Raw genomic sequence first — 14,476 nt, forward strand, 5'->3', positions numbered from 1 at the left:
GGTTCACCCGGCCGCGGTGTACGCCGTCTTCACCGTCGTGTAGAACTCGCGCGCATACGTGCCCTGCTCGCGCGACCCGTAGCTAGAGCCTTTGCGGCCACCGAAGGGAACGTGGTAGTCCACCCCGGCGGTGGGCAGGTTGACCATCACCATGCCGGCCTGTGCGTGTTGCTTGAAGTGCGTCGCGTACTTGAGCGAGGTCGTGCAGATGCCCGACGAGAGACCGAACTCGGTGTCGTTGGCCAGGTGCAGCGCCTCGTCGTAGTCCCTGGCGCGAACGACGCTGGCGACCGGGCCGAACACCTCTTCGCGGTTGATGCGCATCGCGTTCGTCGTTTCGGTGATCAGTGCCGGCTGCTGGAAGAACCCGGCCGTCTCGCGCGTCAGCGGCTCGCCGCCGAAAGCCACGAGGCCGCCCTCGGCGCGCGCGATGTCGATGTACTTCAGGTTGCTGGCCAGCTGGCGCTGGTCGACCACGGGCCCGACATCGGTGCCGGCCTTCAGCGCATGGTCGATCTTGAGCGTCGACAGTTTCTCGATCACCGCAGCGACGAAACGATCGTGGATGCCTTCGGTGACGACGATGCGGCTCGATGCCGTGCAGCGCTGGCCGGTCGAGAAATACGCGCTCTGCACTGCGGCGTTCACCGCCACACCGAGGTCGGCGTCATCGAGCACCACCAGCGGGTTCTTGCCGCCCATCTCGGCCTGCACCTTCGCGCCACGGCTCGCACAGGCGGCGATGATGCGCCGCCCGGTGGGGACGGAGCCGGTGAAGCTGATCGCGTCGACCTTCGGTGAACTGACCAGCGTGTTGCCGACGATCTGCCCCGGCCCCATCACAAGGTTGAACACGCCCTTGGGCGCGCCGCAGCGGTGCAGGATGTCGGCCAGCGTCCAGCTGCAGCCGGGCACCAGCTCGGCCGGCTTGAAGACGACGCAGTTGCCGTAGGCCAGCGCCGGCGCGATCTTCCACGAAGGGATCGCAATGGGGAAGTTCCACGGGGCGATCAGCCCGACCACGCCGACCGGCTGGCGAAAGATCTCGACGCCGACCCCCGGTCGCACCGACGGGATCACCTCGCCGCCGCAGCGCAGCGCCTCGCCGGCGAAGAACTTGAAGATCATGGCCGCGCGCACCGTCTCGCCGATGCCTTCGGGCAAGGTCTTGCCCTCTTCGCGCGACAGCAGCCGGCCGATCTCGTCCTTGCGCGCAAGAATCTCGCTGCCTACCGCATCGAGCACGTCGAAGCGCTGCTGCGGCGTGCTGCGGCTCCAGGCCGGGAACGCTGCCTGCGCGCCCGCGATCGCGGCCTCTGCTTGCGCTGCGTTGGCTTGTGCGTACAAGCCGATCACGTCACTGGTATCCGACGGGTTGATGTTGGGCAACTCGCCCGCGCCAGCCACCCATTCGCCGTTGATCAGGTTCGGAAAGTTCGTCATGGTCATGGTTCCCAGTGAAGCACCATCGGATCGAGCCGCTGCGCCGTCTCGATCAGCCCGGCGCGTGTGTCGGGGTGCATTGCAGGCAGCGGATGGCGTGGCGCTTCGCAGGCAATCACGCCACCTTCCTTCATCAGTGCCTTGGCGGCGAGCAGGCCGCCTTGGCGATTCTCGCAGTTGATCAGCGGCAGCCAGCGCTGGTACTCGGCCACGGCCGTCTCGCGATCGCCGCGGGCGTACGCATCCACGATGCGGCGGATGCCATCCGGGTACGCGCCGCCGGTCATCGCGCCGGTCGCGCCGGCATCGAGGTCGGGCAGCAGCGTGATGGCTTCTTCGCCATCCCACGGGCCTTCGATCGCGTCGCCGCCGAGCCGGATCAGTTCGCGCAGCTTCGACGCGGCACCGGCCGTCTCGATCTTGAAATACGCCACGTGCTCGATCTCGCGGGCCATGCGCGCGAGGAAGGCCGGCGACAGCACCGTGCCGCTCGCAGGTGCGTCCTGGATCATGATCGGAATGTCGACCGCATCCGACAGCTGTGCGCAGAACTCGAAGATCTGCGGCTCCGGCACGCGGAAGGTGGCGCCGTGGTACGGCGGCATAACCATCAGCATCGCGGCGCCCATGTCTTGCGCACGGCGGCTGCGCTCGGCGCACACCTTGGAGCTGAAGTGCGTCGTCGTCACGATCACCGGCACGCGGCCGGCCACGTGTTCGAGGATGGTCTTCGTCAGCAGTTCGCGCTCGTCGTCGGCAAGCACGAACTGCTCGGAGAAGTTCGCCAGGATGCAGATGCCGTTCGAGCCCGCATCGATCATGAAATCGATGCAGCGCTTCTGGCTCGCGAGGTCGAGCTCGCCGGTCTCGGTGAACGTGGTCGGCGCGACCGGGAACACGCCCCGGTAGCGTGGCGTCTTGAGTGAGCTCATCGGTCAGTAGTCTTCGTTGACATTGCGGAAGGGGCCGAACTTGGCGCGTTGGTAGGCCTCGGGCGGCTGGCCGGCGTAGTGCTCGGGAATGGCGTAACCCTGCGGCCGCAACGCCGCGTCCGGGTAGAGCTTGGGGCGGTTCGGGTTTTGGCCGCGCGGCGTGCTGTCGTCGTTCACATAGGCCGCGATGTCGAGCGCCTCGGCGGCCGTCAACTGCGGCTTGTCGTGGGTCGCGCCGAGCGGCATCGACGCGGCGATGTAGCGCGCCAGCAGCGGCACCGCGAACATGTGGCCCGCGTTGTCGTAGGTGTCGCTTCCGGCCAGCGGCGGGAACAGGTAGCCGCCGCCCGCGGCGAAGTCGGCCTGGCGCTGGCCCGTGGCATCGGCACCATGGCAGACCTGGCACTTGGCCTCGAACAGCGGCTTGCCGCGCTTCGGATCGGCGGCACGCGCGAGCGGGGTGATCGGCATCAAGCCGCTGCCCACCATCGCGGCGCCCGGCACCGTGTCGCGGCTGAGCCAGCGCAGGTAGGCCATGATGGCCTGGAACTCGGGCGTGTCGGCCTTGATCGGCACCGCGCCGGCACCAAACATGCCGAGCGCGCGTTGCTCGAGCGAGATCACCTTGCCCGACTTGATGTCGAACTTCGGGTAGTCGTTGACGGCATTGACCAGCGGCAGTGTGTACATCTTGCTGCCCGGCAGGCCCGACGGCCCGGCCTGGTGGCAGTTCACGCAATTGAGGCTGTTCCAGTTCATGCGCTTGGCGGCATCGGGCGCCAGCTTGCCGACACGCCGCGAGGTGTTGCGCAAGAGGTCGATGCCCTCGCGGATCTGCGCGCCCTCCGGCCCGGCGGGGATGCGCGATTCATCTGGCTCGCGCCACGGCTGCTTGGCCCGCGCTTCGTAGCGCGCCAGCAGCGCCTGGGCTGCGGCGGTGTCGAGGCTGTCGCCGACGCGGTGCGGGGCAATGTCGAAGGCGTGTGCGCTGCCCAGCGCGAAGCCGGCCAAGGTCACGGCCAGGGAGATGACGCGGCGCATGCTCACCCCGTGATGCTGAACTGGTCGAGGTACTCGGTCTTCAGCGTCAAGCCCAGGCCCGGCTTGTGGTCGTCGAGCTGCAGGAAGCCGTTCTCCGCCGCCGGGTCGCCGTCGAAGATGTAGTAGAAAAGTTCGTTGCCGACTTCCACGTCGTGGATCGGGAAGTACTCGCTGATGGGGCAGTTCAGGCTGCTCATCGTCAGGTGGTAGTTGTGCATCTGGCCGGCGTGCGGAATCACCGGCACGCTGTAGGCCTCGCACAGCGCGTTGATCTTGTGCGCCATGGTGATGCCGCCCACGCGGTTGGTGTCGTACTGCACCACCGAGACCGCCTTCTTGTCGAGCAGCTGCTTGAAGCCGTACAGGCTGAACTCATGCTCGCCGCCCGAGATCGGGATGCTGGTGAGCTGGTTCAGCTCGGCATAGCCGTCGATGTCGTCGGCGATCACCGGCTCTTCGAGCCAGCGCGGCTGGTACTTCTCGAGCTTGGGCAGCATGCGCTTGGCGTACTCGAGGTTCCAGCCCATGTAGCACTCGAGCATCAGGTCGTTCTCGTAGCCGATCACTTCACGCACCGCCTCGACCGACTTCAGGTTCTCGACCACGCCCTTCTGGCCGTGCGCCGGGCCATAGCCGAAGCGCATCTTGAAGGCCTTGAAGCCCTGGTCCAGGAACCTTGCCGCCTCGGCCTGCATCTCCTTCAGGTCGGTGCGGTAGAGCTTGCTGTAGTAGCAGGGGATCTTCTCCTTCGTGCGCCCGCCCAGCAGCTTGAACACCGGCTTGTTGACGCTCTTGCCGAGGATGTCCCAGATGGCGATGTCGACCGCCGAGATCGCCGCCATGCTCACGCCCTTGCGGCCCCAGGCATGCGTGGCGCGGTACATGCGCTGGTTCAGGTACTCGTAGTCCCACGGGTCCTGGTCGAGCACGAGCGGCGCGAGGTACTCGTCGATGATGGCCTTGGCGATCTTCGGCGCGAGCGCCACGTTGCCCAGGCCGACGATGCCGTCATCGGTCTCCACCTCGACCACGGTCCAGCCGTGGAAGCGGAAGGTGTTCATCGTGTCCTGGCCCGCTGCATGCGCATTGGCGCGGTTGTCGTACACGAGGTCCATCGCGTTCGAACAGAAGTTGCCTTGCGGCGGAACGGTCTTGCCTTTCCATTCGAAGACGCGGGCGCGGACGGACTTGATTTTCATCGTGAGGCTTTCACTGAGGTTGACCGAAGAGGGACTGGCCGGCGCGGTACGCGCGGCCCATGCGGCAGGCGATGTCGAAGGCGTTCGCGGTGGCGTCCACATTCGCGCGGCCCTGGCCGGCGATGTCGTAGGCGGTGCCGTGAGCCGGCGTCGTGATCGGCACGGGCAGGCCGCCCTGCACCGTCACGCCCTTCGAGAAGCCCATCAGCTTGATCGCGATCTGGCCCTGGTCGTGGTACATGGTCACGATCGCGTCGAGCTCGCCGTCGCGCGCCTTCAAGAAGATGGTGTCGGCCGGGTAGGGGCCGACGACCTCGACGCCGCGCGCGTTGAGCTCGCGCACCGCGGGTTCGATGATGTCGATCTCTTCGCGCCCGCAGGTGCCGCCATCGCCGTTGTGCGGATTGAAGCCGGCCACCGCCACGCGCGGCCGTGCCACGCCGTTGGCCTGCAGCGAGCGGTAGATCAGCGTCGCCGCGTCGATGATGCGACCTTGGTCGAGGTACTTCGGAGCGTCCTTCAGCGGCACATGCGAAGACACGCGCGAAGTCCACAAGCCCTCCAGCGTATTGAACTCGCAGAAGTAGCCGGTCACGCCGAGGTGCTGCGCGAAGTGGTGCAGCTCGTCCTCGTGCTTCAGGCCGCCGAGCTTCATCGCGTACTTGTTCAGCGGCGCGAAGCAGATGGCGTCGATCTCGCGCGCGAGCGCTGCGTCCATACAGAGGTCGAGCACCGCGAGCACCGAGGCGCCGCCCGGCGCCGCGGGTTGCGCACGGTGCACCTGCTCAGGCAGCACCGTGTCCACGGCCAGGAACGCCGGCGTGGCTGCGTCGGGCCGCGCACGAACGGCCGCGAACGACGCGACCGGCGTGGTCGCCACGCGCAGGCCGGCCACACGCTGGCCTTCTTCCCACAGCCACGGGTCGCCAATCAGCACGACGTTGGCCGCAGCGATGCGCTCGGTGCGCGAGAGCAGGCGAGCGATCAGCTCGGAGCCGATGCCGGCGGGGTCGCCCAGGGTCAGCGCGACGACGGGGAGTGATGGATCGGTCATGGACAGTGGCGCTTCATTGAGGCCTTCCTCGTGCGGACGGGGAAGGCGGTTGCGGGAGGGGCAGGCTCACTTGCCCCAGATCGTCTTGTAGGCGTTGCGGTAGCCGTTGTCCGGGTCGAACAGGTTCTTCGGCCCGCCGTCCTTCGTGACGTTCTCGGCCGTCACCAGGTGCACCTTTGGTACGTAGCCTGACCACGGCGCCTTGTTGAACGCGCGGTTCAGCTCGTCGACGATCTGCCAGCCCTGCATGTTCAGCGGCTCGGGCACGGTGCCGGCCTGGTAGCGCTTGCTGCGAATGCGTTGGTACGCGGCCTCCGAGCCGTCACCGGCCGACACGGCCTTCGGGCTGCCGTCACCCTTCTTGCCGGCCGCGGAGAGCGACGGGCCCATGAAGTCGAAGTACAGGTCGTTGATCGCGAGCGAGTGCGTCCACTTGTCGCCGAAGCGCTGCAGCAGCGAGGTCGTGAGCTGCGGCATGCGGGTCGAGCTCTCGGCGATCGGGCTGTCTTCGAAGCTCAGCACGGTGCAGCCGCCGCACTTCTTGATCACCGCCTCCATTGCGCGCGCCTTGTAGAGCGCGATCGCGTACTGCGAGTCGGTGAAGATCACAACGCCGGCCTTGCCGCCGGAGTCAACCACCGCCCACGAGGCGGCCACGTCGGCCACGTCGTCGGTGACGGTGGTGACGTTGGCGAACAGCCCGGCCTTGTCGTTCGGCCCCGGCTTTTCGCCCGAGTGCCAGCCGACCAGCGGCAGGCCCGACTTCGCGGCGTTCTCGAACGCGACCTTTTGCTCGGTGGTGTCGAAGCCGCCGACGATGATGCCGCCCGGCTTCAGCGCCAGCGCCTGGTTCAGCGCGGCGGTTCGGCCGCTGACCGTTCCCTGGCCGTCGATCACGCGCACGCTCCAGCCGATCGCCTTGCCGGCTTCTTCGACACCCTTGGAGACACCGAGGATGCCGCCGTTCTTCAGGTCACCGGCGACGAACACGATGGTCTTGCCGGCGGCGGCCTTCGGGCCGCTGCTGGGGCCGTCCCACTTTTCCTTCGACATCGTGGCGACCGCCACCTTTTGCTTTGCGGCTTCGAGGAAGTCATCGGCCAGCGCTTGGCTGACAAAACCGGCGGTCGCAAGCGCGAAGGCCAACGCGCCGAGGCGCGAGAAGTTCTTGTTCATGGGAATGTCTCCTGGGGTTGCTTCAGTGGGCTGCCGCTTGGCTCGCGGCTTGGGGGGAAGGGGAGGCCGAGGCGACCTGGCCGGGTGCGTGCTCGGGCACAACGGCGCCGAGCTGGCGTGCGGCGATGCGCCGCTTGATCGACACATTGCGGCGCTGCTGCGCCCAGCCGGCGATGCCGATGGAGACCAGCAGCGTCAGGCCGTTGAACAGCGGTTCGACATAGAAGGCGCCGCCGAACTGCTGGATGCCCGAGATGCCGATCGCAAGGATCGCCACACCGACCAGCGTGCCCCAGACGTTGACGCGCCCGGGGCGGATCGTCGTCGAACCGAGGAAGGCGCCGACCAGCGCCGGCAGCAGGAACTCGAGGCCGACACTCGCCTGGCCGATCTGCAGGCGCGAGGCCAGCAGCACGCCGGCAAAGCCCGACAGCGCACCCGATGCGACGAAAGCGCCCATCACATGCTTGCGCACCGCGATGCCGTTGAGCTGCGCCGCCTTCGGGTTCGCGCCAATCACGTAGAGCGCGCGGCCGAGCGGTGTGAACTCGGTGACCAGCCACATCGCCACGCTCACGGCGAGCACGTAGAACGCACCGACCGGCAGCCCGAGCAGGCTGCCGCCGGCGATGCCGACGAAGCCATCGGGCAGGTCACCAACCACCTGGCGGCCACCGCTGTGCCACATCGCCACCGCATAGATCACGGTGCCGGTGCCCAAGGTCGCAATGAACGAGTCGATCTGCGCGAGTTCAACCAGCAAGCCATTGAGCACACCGAACAGCGCCGCGCACGCGACGACGATCAGCACCGCCAGTGGCCACGGCACGCCGAGCTTGGTCTGCAGGCTGATTGCCAGGATGTGCCACAGCACGATGCCGTAGCCCACCGTCAGATCGATCTTGCCGGTGATCATCGGGATCGTCGCGGCCAGAGCGAGCAGCGCGATCACCGACTTGTCGGCGAGGATCGCGCGCAGGTTGAACAGCGTCGGGAAGGTGTCGGGCAGCAGCAGCGAGAACAGCAGCGCGAGACCGACGGTCAGCACGACGAGGCCGTACACCGGCATCGCGCGGCCGAGGTGTTGCATCAGCGAGATCGCCTCGCCGTCGAGCGCGCGGTCGGGTTCGAGCGCGGTGGATTTCATCGAGGTCGTCATGCTGTTGTCTCCATTTCTTGTGAGGTCTGATGCGCGGCGCCGCCAGCGGCGAGCGCGAGCAGGCGTTCGACCGTGATGTCATCGCCGGTGAGTTCGGCCGCGATCAGGCCGTTGCGGAACACCAGCACGCGGGTGCAGACGGTGGCCACTTCCTCGAAGTCGGTCGAGACCACGATCAGCGCGCTGCCCACTTCGGCGCGCTCGCGCAGCACGCCGTAGATCTGGCGCTTGGCGCCGACGTCCACGCCGGCCGTCGGCTCCTCCAGCACAACCAGCGGCTTGTCGAGGTGAAACCAGCGCGCCAGCACGACCTTCTGCTGGTTGCCGCCCGAGAGCTGGTGCACCTCAGCATGCGGCGCCGGTGGGTTCACATCGAAGCGCTGGATCAGCGACATCGCGGTGTCGTGCTCCTGGCGCCGCCGGTCGAGCGACAGCCCGCGGTCGCCGTGCAGCGACGGGTGCGGGAACAGGTTCTCGAGCACCGACATCGAGCCGGCCAGGTTCTCTTCAAGCCGCTCGCCCGCCACATAGGCCACACCCGCGCGGATCGCATCGGCCGAGGTGCGGAACACCGCGTCGCGGCCGAACAGCGCCATGCGCCCGGCCGACAGCGGCTCGCGCCCGAACAGCGCGCGGCTGATCGCCTCGTGCCCCGCGCCGCGCAGCCCAATCAGGCCGACGACCTCGCCGCGCCGCACCGCGAAGCTGACCGGCCCGGCGTTGCCGCTCGCAGCCTGGTCGAGTTGCAGCACGGTCTCGCTCTGCGTCGCCGGTTTTGCCTTCGCAACGGTGGACGCCAGCGCCTTGCCGACGATCAGGTCGACGAGTTGGCTCTCGCTGGTCTGCACCGTGGTGCGCACCGCGACCAGCTTGCCGTCGCGCATGACCGCGGCGCGGTCGGAGATGGCCATCACCTCGTCGAGTCGGTGCGAGACATAGATCATCGCCATGCCCTGGCGGCGCAGCTCGCGCAGCACGCCGAACAGGCGCTCTACGTCGGCCATCGGCAGGCTGGCAGACGGTTCGTCGAGTACCAGCAGGCGCGCTTGCACTTCGAGTGCGCGGCCGATCGCGAGCAGAGATTTCTCGGCGCGCGTGAGGGAGAAGATGCGGCGGTCGGGGTCGATGTCGCAGCCGACGCGGCTCATCACGCGGCGCGCGGTGGCGCGTGCGGCGCTCCAGTCGATCAGGCCGAAGCGGCGCGGGTAGCCCATGCCGAGCGCGACGTTCTCGGCCACCGTCATCCACTCGACGAGCCCGAGGTCTTGATGGATGAAGGCGACCGGTTGGCGGGCGCGATCGCTGCTGCGCCACGCCGATTCAGGCTGGCCGTCGAAGCGCATCTCGCCGCTGTCGATGGGGAAGATGCCGGCCAAGAGCTTGATCAGCGTCGACTTGCCGGCGCCGTTCTCTCCCAGCAGCGCGACGATTTCGCCGGCGTGCACGTCGAAGCTGACGGCATCGACGGCCTGCGTGCCGCCGAAGCGTTTGCTGATGTTGCGGAATTCCAGTAAGGCCGCGCTCACAGCAACACCACCTTCGACACGTCGGGCTCGCGCTGCGTGGCGATGAAACGCACGATGCGCATCGCCTGCGTGTCGAGCATGGCCACGCGGTCGTCGTCGAGCGAGATGAACGCGAGCGGCTTGGTCGGGTGGAACGACAGCGCGATCGCACGCGCGCCGAGCGGGAGGTAGCCGGTCTCTTCGAGCGTGAGTGGGTCCACCACCGAGAGGCTGCGGTCACCATAGTTGCTGGTGAACAGGCGGCCATCGTGCGCGCGGTGGATGCGCGTCACGTCGTCGCGCGAGGCGGCAGAGTGGCGCACCGTCATCGTGTCGGTGTCGATCGCGCAGAGCGTGTTGCTCCAGCGGTTGCTGACGAACAGCGTGCGCTCGTCGTCGCTCAGGCAGTAGCCCTCGGGCTTCTGGCCCGGGTGGCAGGCCACCGGCTGGAACAGCGGGTCCCACGGCTTCACCTTGGTCACGGTGTGGCTCAGCAGGTTCATGCAGTAGGCGGTCTGGCCGTCGCGCGTCAATGCGAACAGGTGGCTCTTGATGCCGCCCGACGGCACGGCGCGTTTCGCAGCGGCATCGGTCGCCGGTTCGTCGAGCACCAGCAGCGTGGCCTTCTCTTCGCTGAGCGCGTAGAGCCGGTCCTGTGCGTCGATCTGCAGGCCGTGGATCCGGTTGAACGGGTACAGGTCTATAGACCGTACCAGTTGGGCCGAACGAATGTCGATCTGGATGACGGAGTGGCCCCCCGCGCCGGTGTGGCCGGACGTTTCGACGCCGTAGTGGCCGACATAGGCGAAACGCGCGTCACGGTCGGTGACGAACTCATGTGGAAAGTCGGGCAGCTGCAAGGTGCGCAGGCGCTCACCCGACTCCAGGTCGTACCAGCTGAAGCAGTGCGCGCATTTCTCGACCAGCAGGAGGGTGTCTCGGCTCATGTTGTCCTCAGGGAGTTTGGAGGCCGCACGCGTTCAGGCGGATGCGGTACAGCGACGTGCTCGCGCAGATGTAGAGCTCGTCGCGCTCCACGCCGCCGAAGCTAAGGTTGCCGACCTTCTCGGGCACGGGGATCGCGGCCAGGCGCGTGCCGTCGGGGTGATAAACCTGCACGCTGTCGGCGCTGCTGGTGTAGAGCCAGCCACGCGCGTCGAGGCGAAAGCCATCGGACACGCCCGGGCTCACGACCGCGAAGATGCGCGGGTTCGCGAGCGTGCGGCCGGCGACCACGTCGAACGTGACGATGTGGTGGTGGCCGCTGCCGTCGGTGCGCAGCGCCGCCGAGGTGTCGGACACATACAGCACCGATTCGTCGGGCGAGAACGCCAGGCCGTTGGGTTCTTCGACGAAGCTGCTGACCACGTCGAGCGCACCACTGGCCGGGTCGAAGCGGAACACGTAGTTGTCGCCCAGCTCGGACTCGGCCTGGTGGCCTTCGAAGTTGGACAAGATGCCGTAGGGCGGGTCGGTGAACCAGATCGTGCCGTCGCGCTTCACGACGATGTCATTGGGTGAATTCAGGCGCCGGCCCTGGTAGTGGCTGACGAGCACTTCGTCATTCGTGTCGGCCAGGCTGGCGCCAAAGCGCGTGCGCACGATCGCGCGCAGGCCATGCGAGCAGTGCAGCAGCGAACCATCGGCCTCGCGGGTGTGGCCATTGGTGAATTCGACCTGGTCGCGCCAGACGCTCATCCCGTCGCGCGGGTGCCAGCGCAACATGCGGTTGGCGGGAATGTCGCTCCACAGCACGCTGCCGTCTTCATGCATCCACACCGGGCCTTCGCTCCAGGTCGCGCCGGTGGCGAGGCGCTCCAGTGCTTCACCGGCGCGGCCGAGCTCGGCCGCGCGAGGGTCGAACACGATCACGTCATTCATGGCGCGCTCATCTCGTCGAGCGTGGTGCGGCGCACCTGCTCCAGGTGCTTGCGCGCCGCGGCCACGGCAGCCTCGGGCTTGCGCGTCTTCAGTGCCTCGACGATGCCGCGGTGCTCGGCCACGCTGTGTGCGATCGCGCCCGGCCGTTGCAGCGCGCGGCGCCGGAACTCGAGCGCGTAGTCGTAGAAGTCGGACACCACGTCGACGAGCAGCGCGTTGCCGCAGGCCTGGTACAGCGTTGCATGGAACTCGCGGTCAGAGATCTGGAAGCGCACCGGGTCACGCAGCATCGCTTCCTGGTCGTGCACCAGCGTGGCTAGGCGCGCCAGCTCGTTGTTGTTGATGCGCTGCGCGGCGAGCCAGATCACCTGCACCTCGACCGCGGCGCGTGCCTCGGCGACCTCTTCGAACGAGCGGTCCTTCAGGTTGCTCAGCGTGCTCACGGACTCGTGCAACGAATACGGCCCGGTGCCCAGCACGCGGGTGCGCGCGCCCTGGCTCACTTCGATCATCTTGCGCGCCTGCAACACGCCCATCGCCGCGCGCACCGTCTCGCGCGACACGCCCAGCGTGGCGGCCAACTCGCGTTCCGAAGGCAGCTCGTCGCCGACGCGCAGCAAGCCGGAATGGATCATGTAGATCAGCTTGTCGCTGATCTGGTCCTTGACCGTCCGTTTGCCGATCTGACCTTTGTCCCCGGGGATGCGGGCGATGAGTTCCATGGGTGATTACAGATGACTACAGGAATCGATGATGAACTGGCCTACTGGTCTGGTAAGAGTACCAGTTGACTTGAAAACTCCACCTCGGGATAACCCGAGGGTGTGCTCGCCGAGTCAGTGCTCTTCGGCTGCTCTCGTCACTCCCGGTTCAGCTTGGGGTGGGAAGCAAGCGCAGGCTCATCCGTGACGGTCAGTTCGCTTGCATTCGGTGGCCGCTTACCGTCGGTAGCAAGCGCACCAAGTTACGGGGTTGATTCGCGGGTCATGCGCCGACACGATGTGAGGCATGAACACGCCTGACACCCCACGCGAACCGCAGTCCAACGCAGCCATCGAGGCCAAGGTCAACCAATGGCTCGAGCTAAAGCGGGAGATGGAGGTCTTGCACGCTCAGGTTGAATACGTGCGCCTGCTCATTAAGCTAGGCGTGGCGAAGAAGCCCTGAGCGTCTGCTCCGCCGCCGAGTGGCCGCTCAGGCGGTCCAGAACAACTTCATCGCGAAGCCGACCGCGAACAGCAAGAAGCCGATGGCTTGGTCGCGAGACTGGCTGCTGATGGCGGATCGGATCTCTTCGAGATAGGCCTTGTGGCCCTGCCAGTCCCAGAGCTTTCTGCTCAGCCTGCGTTGGGCGATGCAGCTGCTCACCAGCACGATGAGCGACCCCATCCCGAGCAGCGAATCGGGGGCGAATCGCTGAAGCAGCTCGATCCAGTCCATTTGCAAGTCCTTTGCTCACGTCACCTTGGGGCCCACTCGTCGCAATGAACAGAGGCGAGGCCCGAGTGCCGGTCATTTTGTCAGGCAGTCGCGGGAAGATCAGTCGTCGATTACACCGATGACGCGTGACTGCGGGGCTCGGTAGTGCCCATCGGCGAACACTTCCATCCGCGCTGATTGCATCTCGTCCCGCATTGTTTGCGGCCTGTCGCAAGCCGCTGGGCAGGGCAGGGTGTGCTGCCTAAAGTTCACTCATCGCAACACACCACCCCGCAGGAGCCCACCATGATCGAACGTTTCATTGCCCCCGTCCTGACCTTCTCTACCTTGATCGCAGGTCACGTTGCGATCGCGATGGCGCTGTTCGCCACGCCGGCTGCACAGTCCACCGAGCAAGTCGCCAAGGCACCGGTGATGCAGCTCGAAGCGGTGGTCATCACCGCCAAGCGCGCGTCCTGAACGGTCACGCTGCGGGGTGCCAAAAAGCCGGCGTCAGCCGGCTTTTTTCATGAAGGTTTCGGTCGGCCCGCCTCAGTTCACCACGTCGGACTCGGCCAGCCGGTTGCAGTACATCAGCAACTCATCAATCTCGTTCGACTTGTCGAACACGCAATCCGCGCCCAGTTCCAGGCAGCGTTCACGCATCTCCTGCGTGGCATGGTTGCTGAATACCACCCACTTCGCTGGCCGGTTGTAGACACCGGCGCCGGCCTTGAGCACCCCGAGCCCGGAGCCACCCTTGAGGTAGATGTCGACGATGACCAGGTCGCACTGGCTGCTGTCCTTGTCGATCCAGCGCAAGGCGGTGAGCTCGTCTTCCGCGGTGCCGACCACCTGTACCGGCACCGACTCTTCCAAGAGCTCGATCAAGCTCTCGCGAATGACCGCGCTGTCTTCGACGATGTAGGTCCTGAGCGTGTGCATGTCCATGTCTTTCATGAAGTGGAGGCCAGCGCGTCAGCGCATGCGGACTTCGCCGTGTTCGGCGATGTCTCGTGGCGAACGTCCGGTCACGGCGGCCTTCGCCATCGCAAAGAGCTGCACCAGCTTGTTGGACTTCACGTCCCAGTAGCCGGCGTGGGTGATCTGTACTTGCACCAGGGCCAGATCAGGGTCGGTCAAGCCGCCCTGGAACCACGCCTCGTTGAGCTTGCTCCACAGCTGCTCCCTCTTCGCCATGTTGTCCACCACGCGGGCGGTGCCGGAGACCGACACGTAGCTGTCCTTGTCCGGGTTGGCATACGCCACATTCACGTTCGGCTCGGCGGCGATGTCCTCGACCGGGTCTCCGGAGCGAGACATGAAGAACCACAGGCTGCTGTCTTCGTCGACCTTCTTGTTCTGCGTGGTCATTGGCCGCGAATGCAGGTGGCCATTGCTGTGGCGGGTGGTGAACATCGCGAACTTCGTGTCCTTGATCAATTCCCACAACTTTTCGCGCGATTCGTTGGTGTCTTGCTGACTCATGGTGTGCCCCCTTAAGGTGATTTGCCCGGCTACGTGAGAACCATTGAACCAGCCCGAACCGCCCTGCGCGATCAGTGTTGAACGCCTCTGCGTGTAGGAGGTGTCTGGTCTTCGCCGGTTTTGCGCATGCGACGCCTCCACCTGTTAGCGGACGTAACGGCGTGTCGTTGGCAAAAAAA

Annotated in this window: 16 protein-coding genes; 2 read left to right on the top strand and 14 right to left on the bottom strand. The window is 66.4% G+C overall.

Features of this window, described 5'->3' with window-relative positions:
- Positions 1–3 precede the first annotated feature (3 nt).
- From AC1DYS_RS05190 to AC1DYS_RS05240, 11 genes are all read right to left on the bottom strand, one after another.
- Positions 4–1,443 (bottom strand): aldehyde dehydrogenase family protein, encoded by a 1,440-nt coding sequence (locus AC1DYS_RS05190; protein ID WP_477897278.1) that lies wholly within the window; start codon positions 1,441–1,443, stop codon positions 4–6.
- A 2-nt stretch (positions 1,444–1,445) separates the two neighbouring features.
- The gene (locus AC1DYS_RS05195) at positions 1,446–2,375 is read right to left on the bottom strand and encodes a dihydrodipicolinate synthase family protein (protein ID WP_477896703.1); all 930 of its coding nucleotides are present in this window, start codon (positions 2,373–2,375) and stop codon (positions 1,446–1,448) included.
- A 3-nt stretch (positions 2,376–2,378) separates the two neighbouring features.
- A complete protein-coding gene (locus AC1DYS_RS05200) occupies positions 2,379–3,416 on the bottom strand; it encodes a c-type cytochrome (protein ID WP_477896705.1) in 1,038 nt (345 codons plus the stop codon).
- 2 nt (positions 3,417–3,418) lie between these two features.
- Entirely contained in the window at positions 3,419–4,615 is a 1,197-nt protein-coding gene (locus AC1DYS_RS05205; RefSeq protein ID WP_477896707.1) for an L-rhamnonate dehydratase, read from the bottom strand.
- A gap of 10 nt (positions 4,616–4,625) precedes the next feature.
- On the bottom strand, positions 4,626–5,669 hold the full coding sequence (locus AC1DYS_RS05210) for a 4-hydroxythreonine-4-phosphate dehydrogenase PdxA (protein ID WP_477896708.1): 1,044 nt from the start codon (positions 5,667–5,669) through the stop codon (positions 4,626–4,628).
- Positions 5,670–5,735: 66 nt separating this feature from the next.
- The gene (locus tag AC1DYS_RS05215) at positions 5,736–6,845 is read right to left on the bottom strand and encodes an ABC transporter substrate-binding protein (RefSeq protein WP_477896710.1); all 1,110 of its coding nucleotides are present in this window, start codon (positions 6,843–6,845) and stop codon (positions 5,736–5,738) included.
- Between the two features lie 22 nt (positions 6,846–6,867).
- Positions 6,868–8,004, bottom strand: a complete 1,137-nt coding sequence (locus AC1DYS_RS05220; RefSeq protein WP_477896712.1) for an ABC transporter permease — start codon at positions 8,002–8,004, stop codon at positions 6,868–6,870.
- Positions 8,001–9,530 carry a sugar ABC transporter ATP-binding protein gene (locus tag AC1DYS_RS05225; protein ID WP_477896714.1) on the bottom strand — a complete coding sequence of 510 codons (1,530 nt, stop codon included), beginning with the start codon at positions 9,528–9,530 and terminating at the stop codon, positions 8,001–8,003. Before AC1DYS_RS05225 ends, AC1DYS_RS05220 begins: the two co-directional genes overlap by 4 nt.
- Positions 9,527–10,456 (bottom strand): YncE family protein, encoded by a 930-nt coding sequence (locus tag AC1DYS_RS05230; protein WP_477896716.1) that lies wholly within the window; start codon positions 10,454–10,456, stop codon positions 9,527–9,529. The genes AC1DYS_RS05225 and AC1DYS_RS05230 overlap by 4 nt, the downstream gene beginning before the upstream one ends.
- 7 nt (positions 10,457–10,463) lie before the next feature.
- Positions 10,464–11,390, bottom strand: coding sequence for an SMP-30/gluconolactonase/LRE family protein (locus tag AC1DYS_RS05235; protein ID WP_477896718.1), 927 nt, complete (start codon positions 11,388–11,390; stop codon positions 10,464–10,466).
- Entirely contained in the window at positions 11,387–12,112 is a 726-nt protein-coding gene (locus AC1DYS_RS05240) for a FadR/GntR family transcriptional regulator (protein ID WP_477896720.1), read from the bottom strand. The genes AC1DYS_RS05235 and AC1DYS_RS05240 overlap by 4 nt, the downstream gene beginning before the upstream one ends.
- 286 nt (positions 12,113–12,398) lie before the next feature.
- On the opposite strand from AC1DYS_RS05240, the gene AC1DYS_RS05245 reads away from it, so the two are divergent.
- Positions 12,399–12,557, top strand: a complete 159-nt coding sequence (locus AC1DYS_RS05245; RefSeq protein WP_477896722.1) for a hypothetical protein — start codon at positions 12,399–12,401, stop codon at positions 12,555–12,557.
- A gap of 27 nt (positions 12,558–12,584) precedes the next feature.
- Here AC1DYS_RS05245 and AC1DYS_RS05250 read toward each other — a convergent pair whose 3' ends face one another.
- Positions 12,585–12,830 (bottom strand): hypothetical protein, encoded by a 246-nt coding sequence (locus AC1DYS_RS05250; RefSeq protein WP_477896724.1) that lies wholly within the window; start codon positions 12,828–12,830, stop codon positions 12,585–12,587.
- A 285-nt stretch (positions 12,831–13,115) separates the two neighbouring features.
- Between AC1DYS_RS05250 and AC1DYS_RS05255 the strand changes: the two genes are divergently transcribed.
- The gene (locus AC1DYS_RS05255) at positions 13,116–13,289 is read left to right on the top strand and encodes a hypothetical protein (RefSeq protein ID WP_477896726.1); all 174 of its coding nucleotides are present in this window, start codon (positions 13,116–13,118) and stop codon (positions 13,287–13,289) included.
- A gap of 72 nt (positions 13,290–13,361) precedes the next feature.
- On the opposite strand, the gene AC1DYS_RS05260 is transcribed toward AC1DYS_RS05255, so the two are convergent.
- Together AC1DYS_RS05260 and AC1DYS_RS05265 are read right to left on the bottom strand one after the other, a co-directional pair.
- A complete protein-coding gene (locus AC1DYS_RS05260; RefSeq protein ID WP_477896728.1) occupies positions 13,362–13,760 on the bottom strand; it encodes a response regulator in 399 nt (132 codons plus the stop codon).
- Positions 13,761–13,787: 27 nt separating this feature from the next.
- On the bottom strand, positions 13,788–14,297 hold the full coding sequence (locus tag AC1DYS_RS05265) for a pyridoxamine 5'-phosphate oxidase family protein (protein WP_477896730.1): 510 nt from the start codon (positions 14,295–14,297) through the stop codon (positions 13,788–13,790).
- Positions 14,298–14,476 lie beyond the last annotated feature (179 nt).

This window comes from Rhizobacter sp. P2_G4, assembly GCF_056403575.1.

Coding starts and splice junctions, on each gene's coding strand:
- AC1DYS_RS05190 (WP_477897278.1), bottom strand. CDS start 1,443: ATGACGAACTTTCCGAACCTGATCAACGGCGAATGGGTGGCTGGCGCG.
- AC1DYS_RS05195 (WP_477896703.1), bottom strand. CDS start 2,375: ATGAGCTCACTCAAGACGCCACGCTACCGGGGCGTGTTCCCGGTCGCG.
- AC1DYS_RS05200 (WP_477896705.1), bottom strand. CDS start 3,416: ATGCGCCGCGTCATCTCCCTGGCCGTGACCTTGGCCGGCTTCGCGCTG.
- AC1DYS_RS05205 (WP_477896707.1), bottom strand. CDS start 4,615: ATGAAAATCAAGTCCGTCCGCGCCCGCGTCTTCGAATGGAAAGGCAAG.
- AC1DYS_RS05210 (WP_477896708.1), bottom strand. CDS start 5,669: ATGACCGATCCATCACTCCCCGTCGTCGCGCTGACCCTGGGCGACCCC.
- AC1DYS_RS05215 (WP_477896710.1), bottom strand. CDS start 6,845: ATGAACAAGAACTTCTCGCGCCTCGGCGCGTTGGCCTTCGCGCTTGCG.
- AC1DYS_RS05220 (WP_477896712.1), bottom strand. CDS start 8,004: ATGACGACCTCGATGAAATCCACCGCGCTCGAACCCGACCGCGCGCTC.
- AC1DYS_RS05230 (WP_477896716.1), bottom strand. CDS start 10,456: ATGAGCCGAGACACCCTCCTGCTGGTCGAGAAATGCGCGCACTGCTTC.
- AC1DYS_RS05235 (WP_477896718.1), bottom strand. CDS start 11,390: ATGAATGACGTGATCGTGTTCGACCCTCGCGCGGCCGAGCTCGGCCGC.
- AC1DYS_RS05240 (WP_477896720.1), bottom strand. CDS start 12,112: ATGGAACTCATCGCCCGCATCCCCGGGGACAAAGGTCAGATCGGCAAA.
- AC1DYS_RS05245 (WP_477896722.1), top strand. CDS start 12,399: ATGAACACGCCTGACACCCCACGCGAACCGCAGTCCAACGCAGCCATC.
- AC1DYS_RS05250 (WP_477896724.1), bottom strand. CDS start 12,830: ATGGACTGGATCGAGCTGCTTCAGCGATTCGCCCCCGATTCGCTGCTC.
- AC1DYS_RS05255 (WP_477896726.1), top strand. CDS start 13,116: ATGATCGAACGTTTCATTGCCCCCGTCCTGACCTTCTCTACCTTGATC.
- AC1DYS_RS05260 (WP_477896728.1), bottom strand. CDS start 13,760: ATGGACATGCACACGCTCAGGACCTACATCGTCGAAGACAGCGCGGTC.
- AC1DYS_RS05265 (WP_477896730.1), bottom strand. CDS start 14,297: ATGAGTCAGCAAGACACCAACGAATCGCGCGAAAAGTTGTGGGAATTG.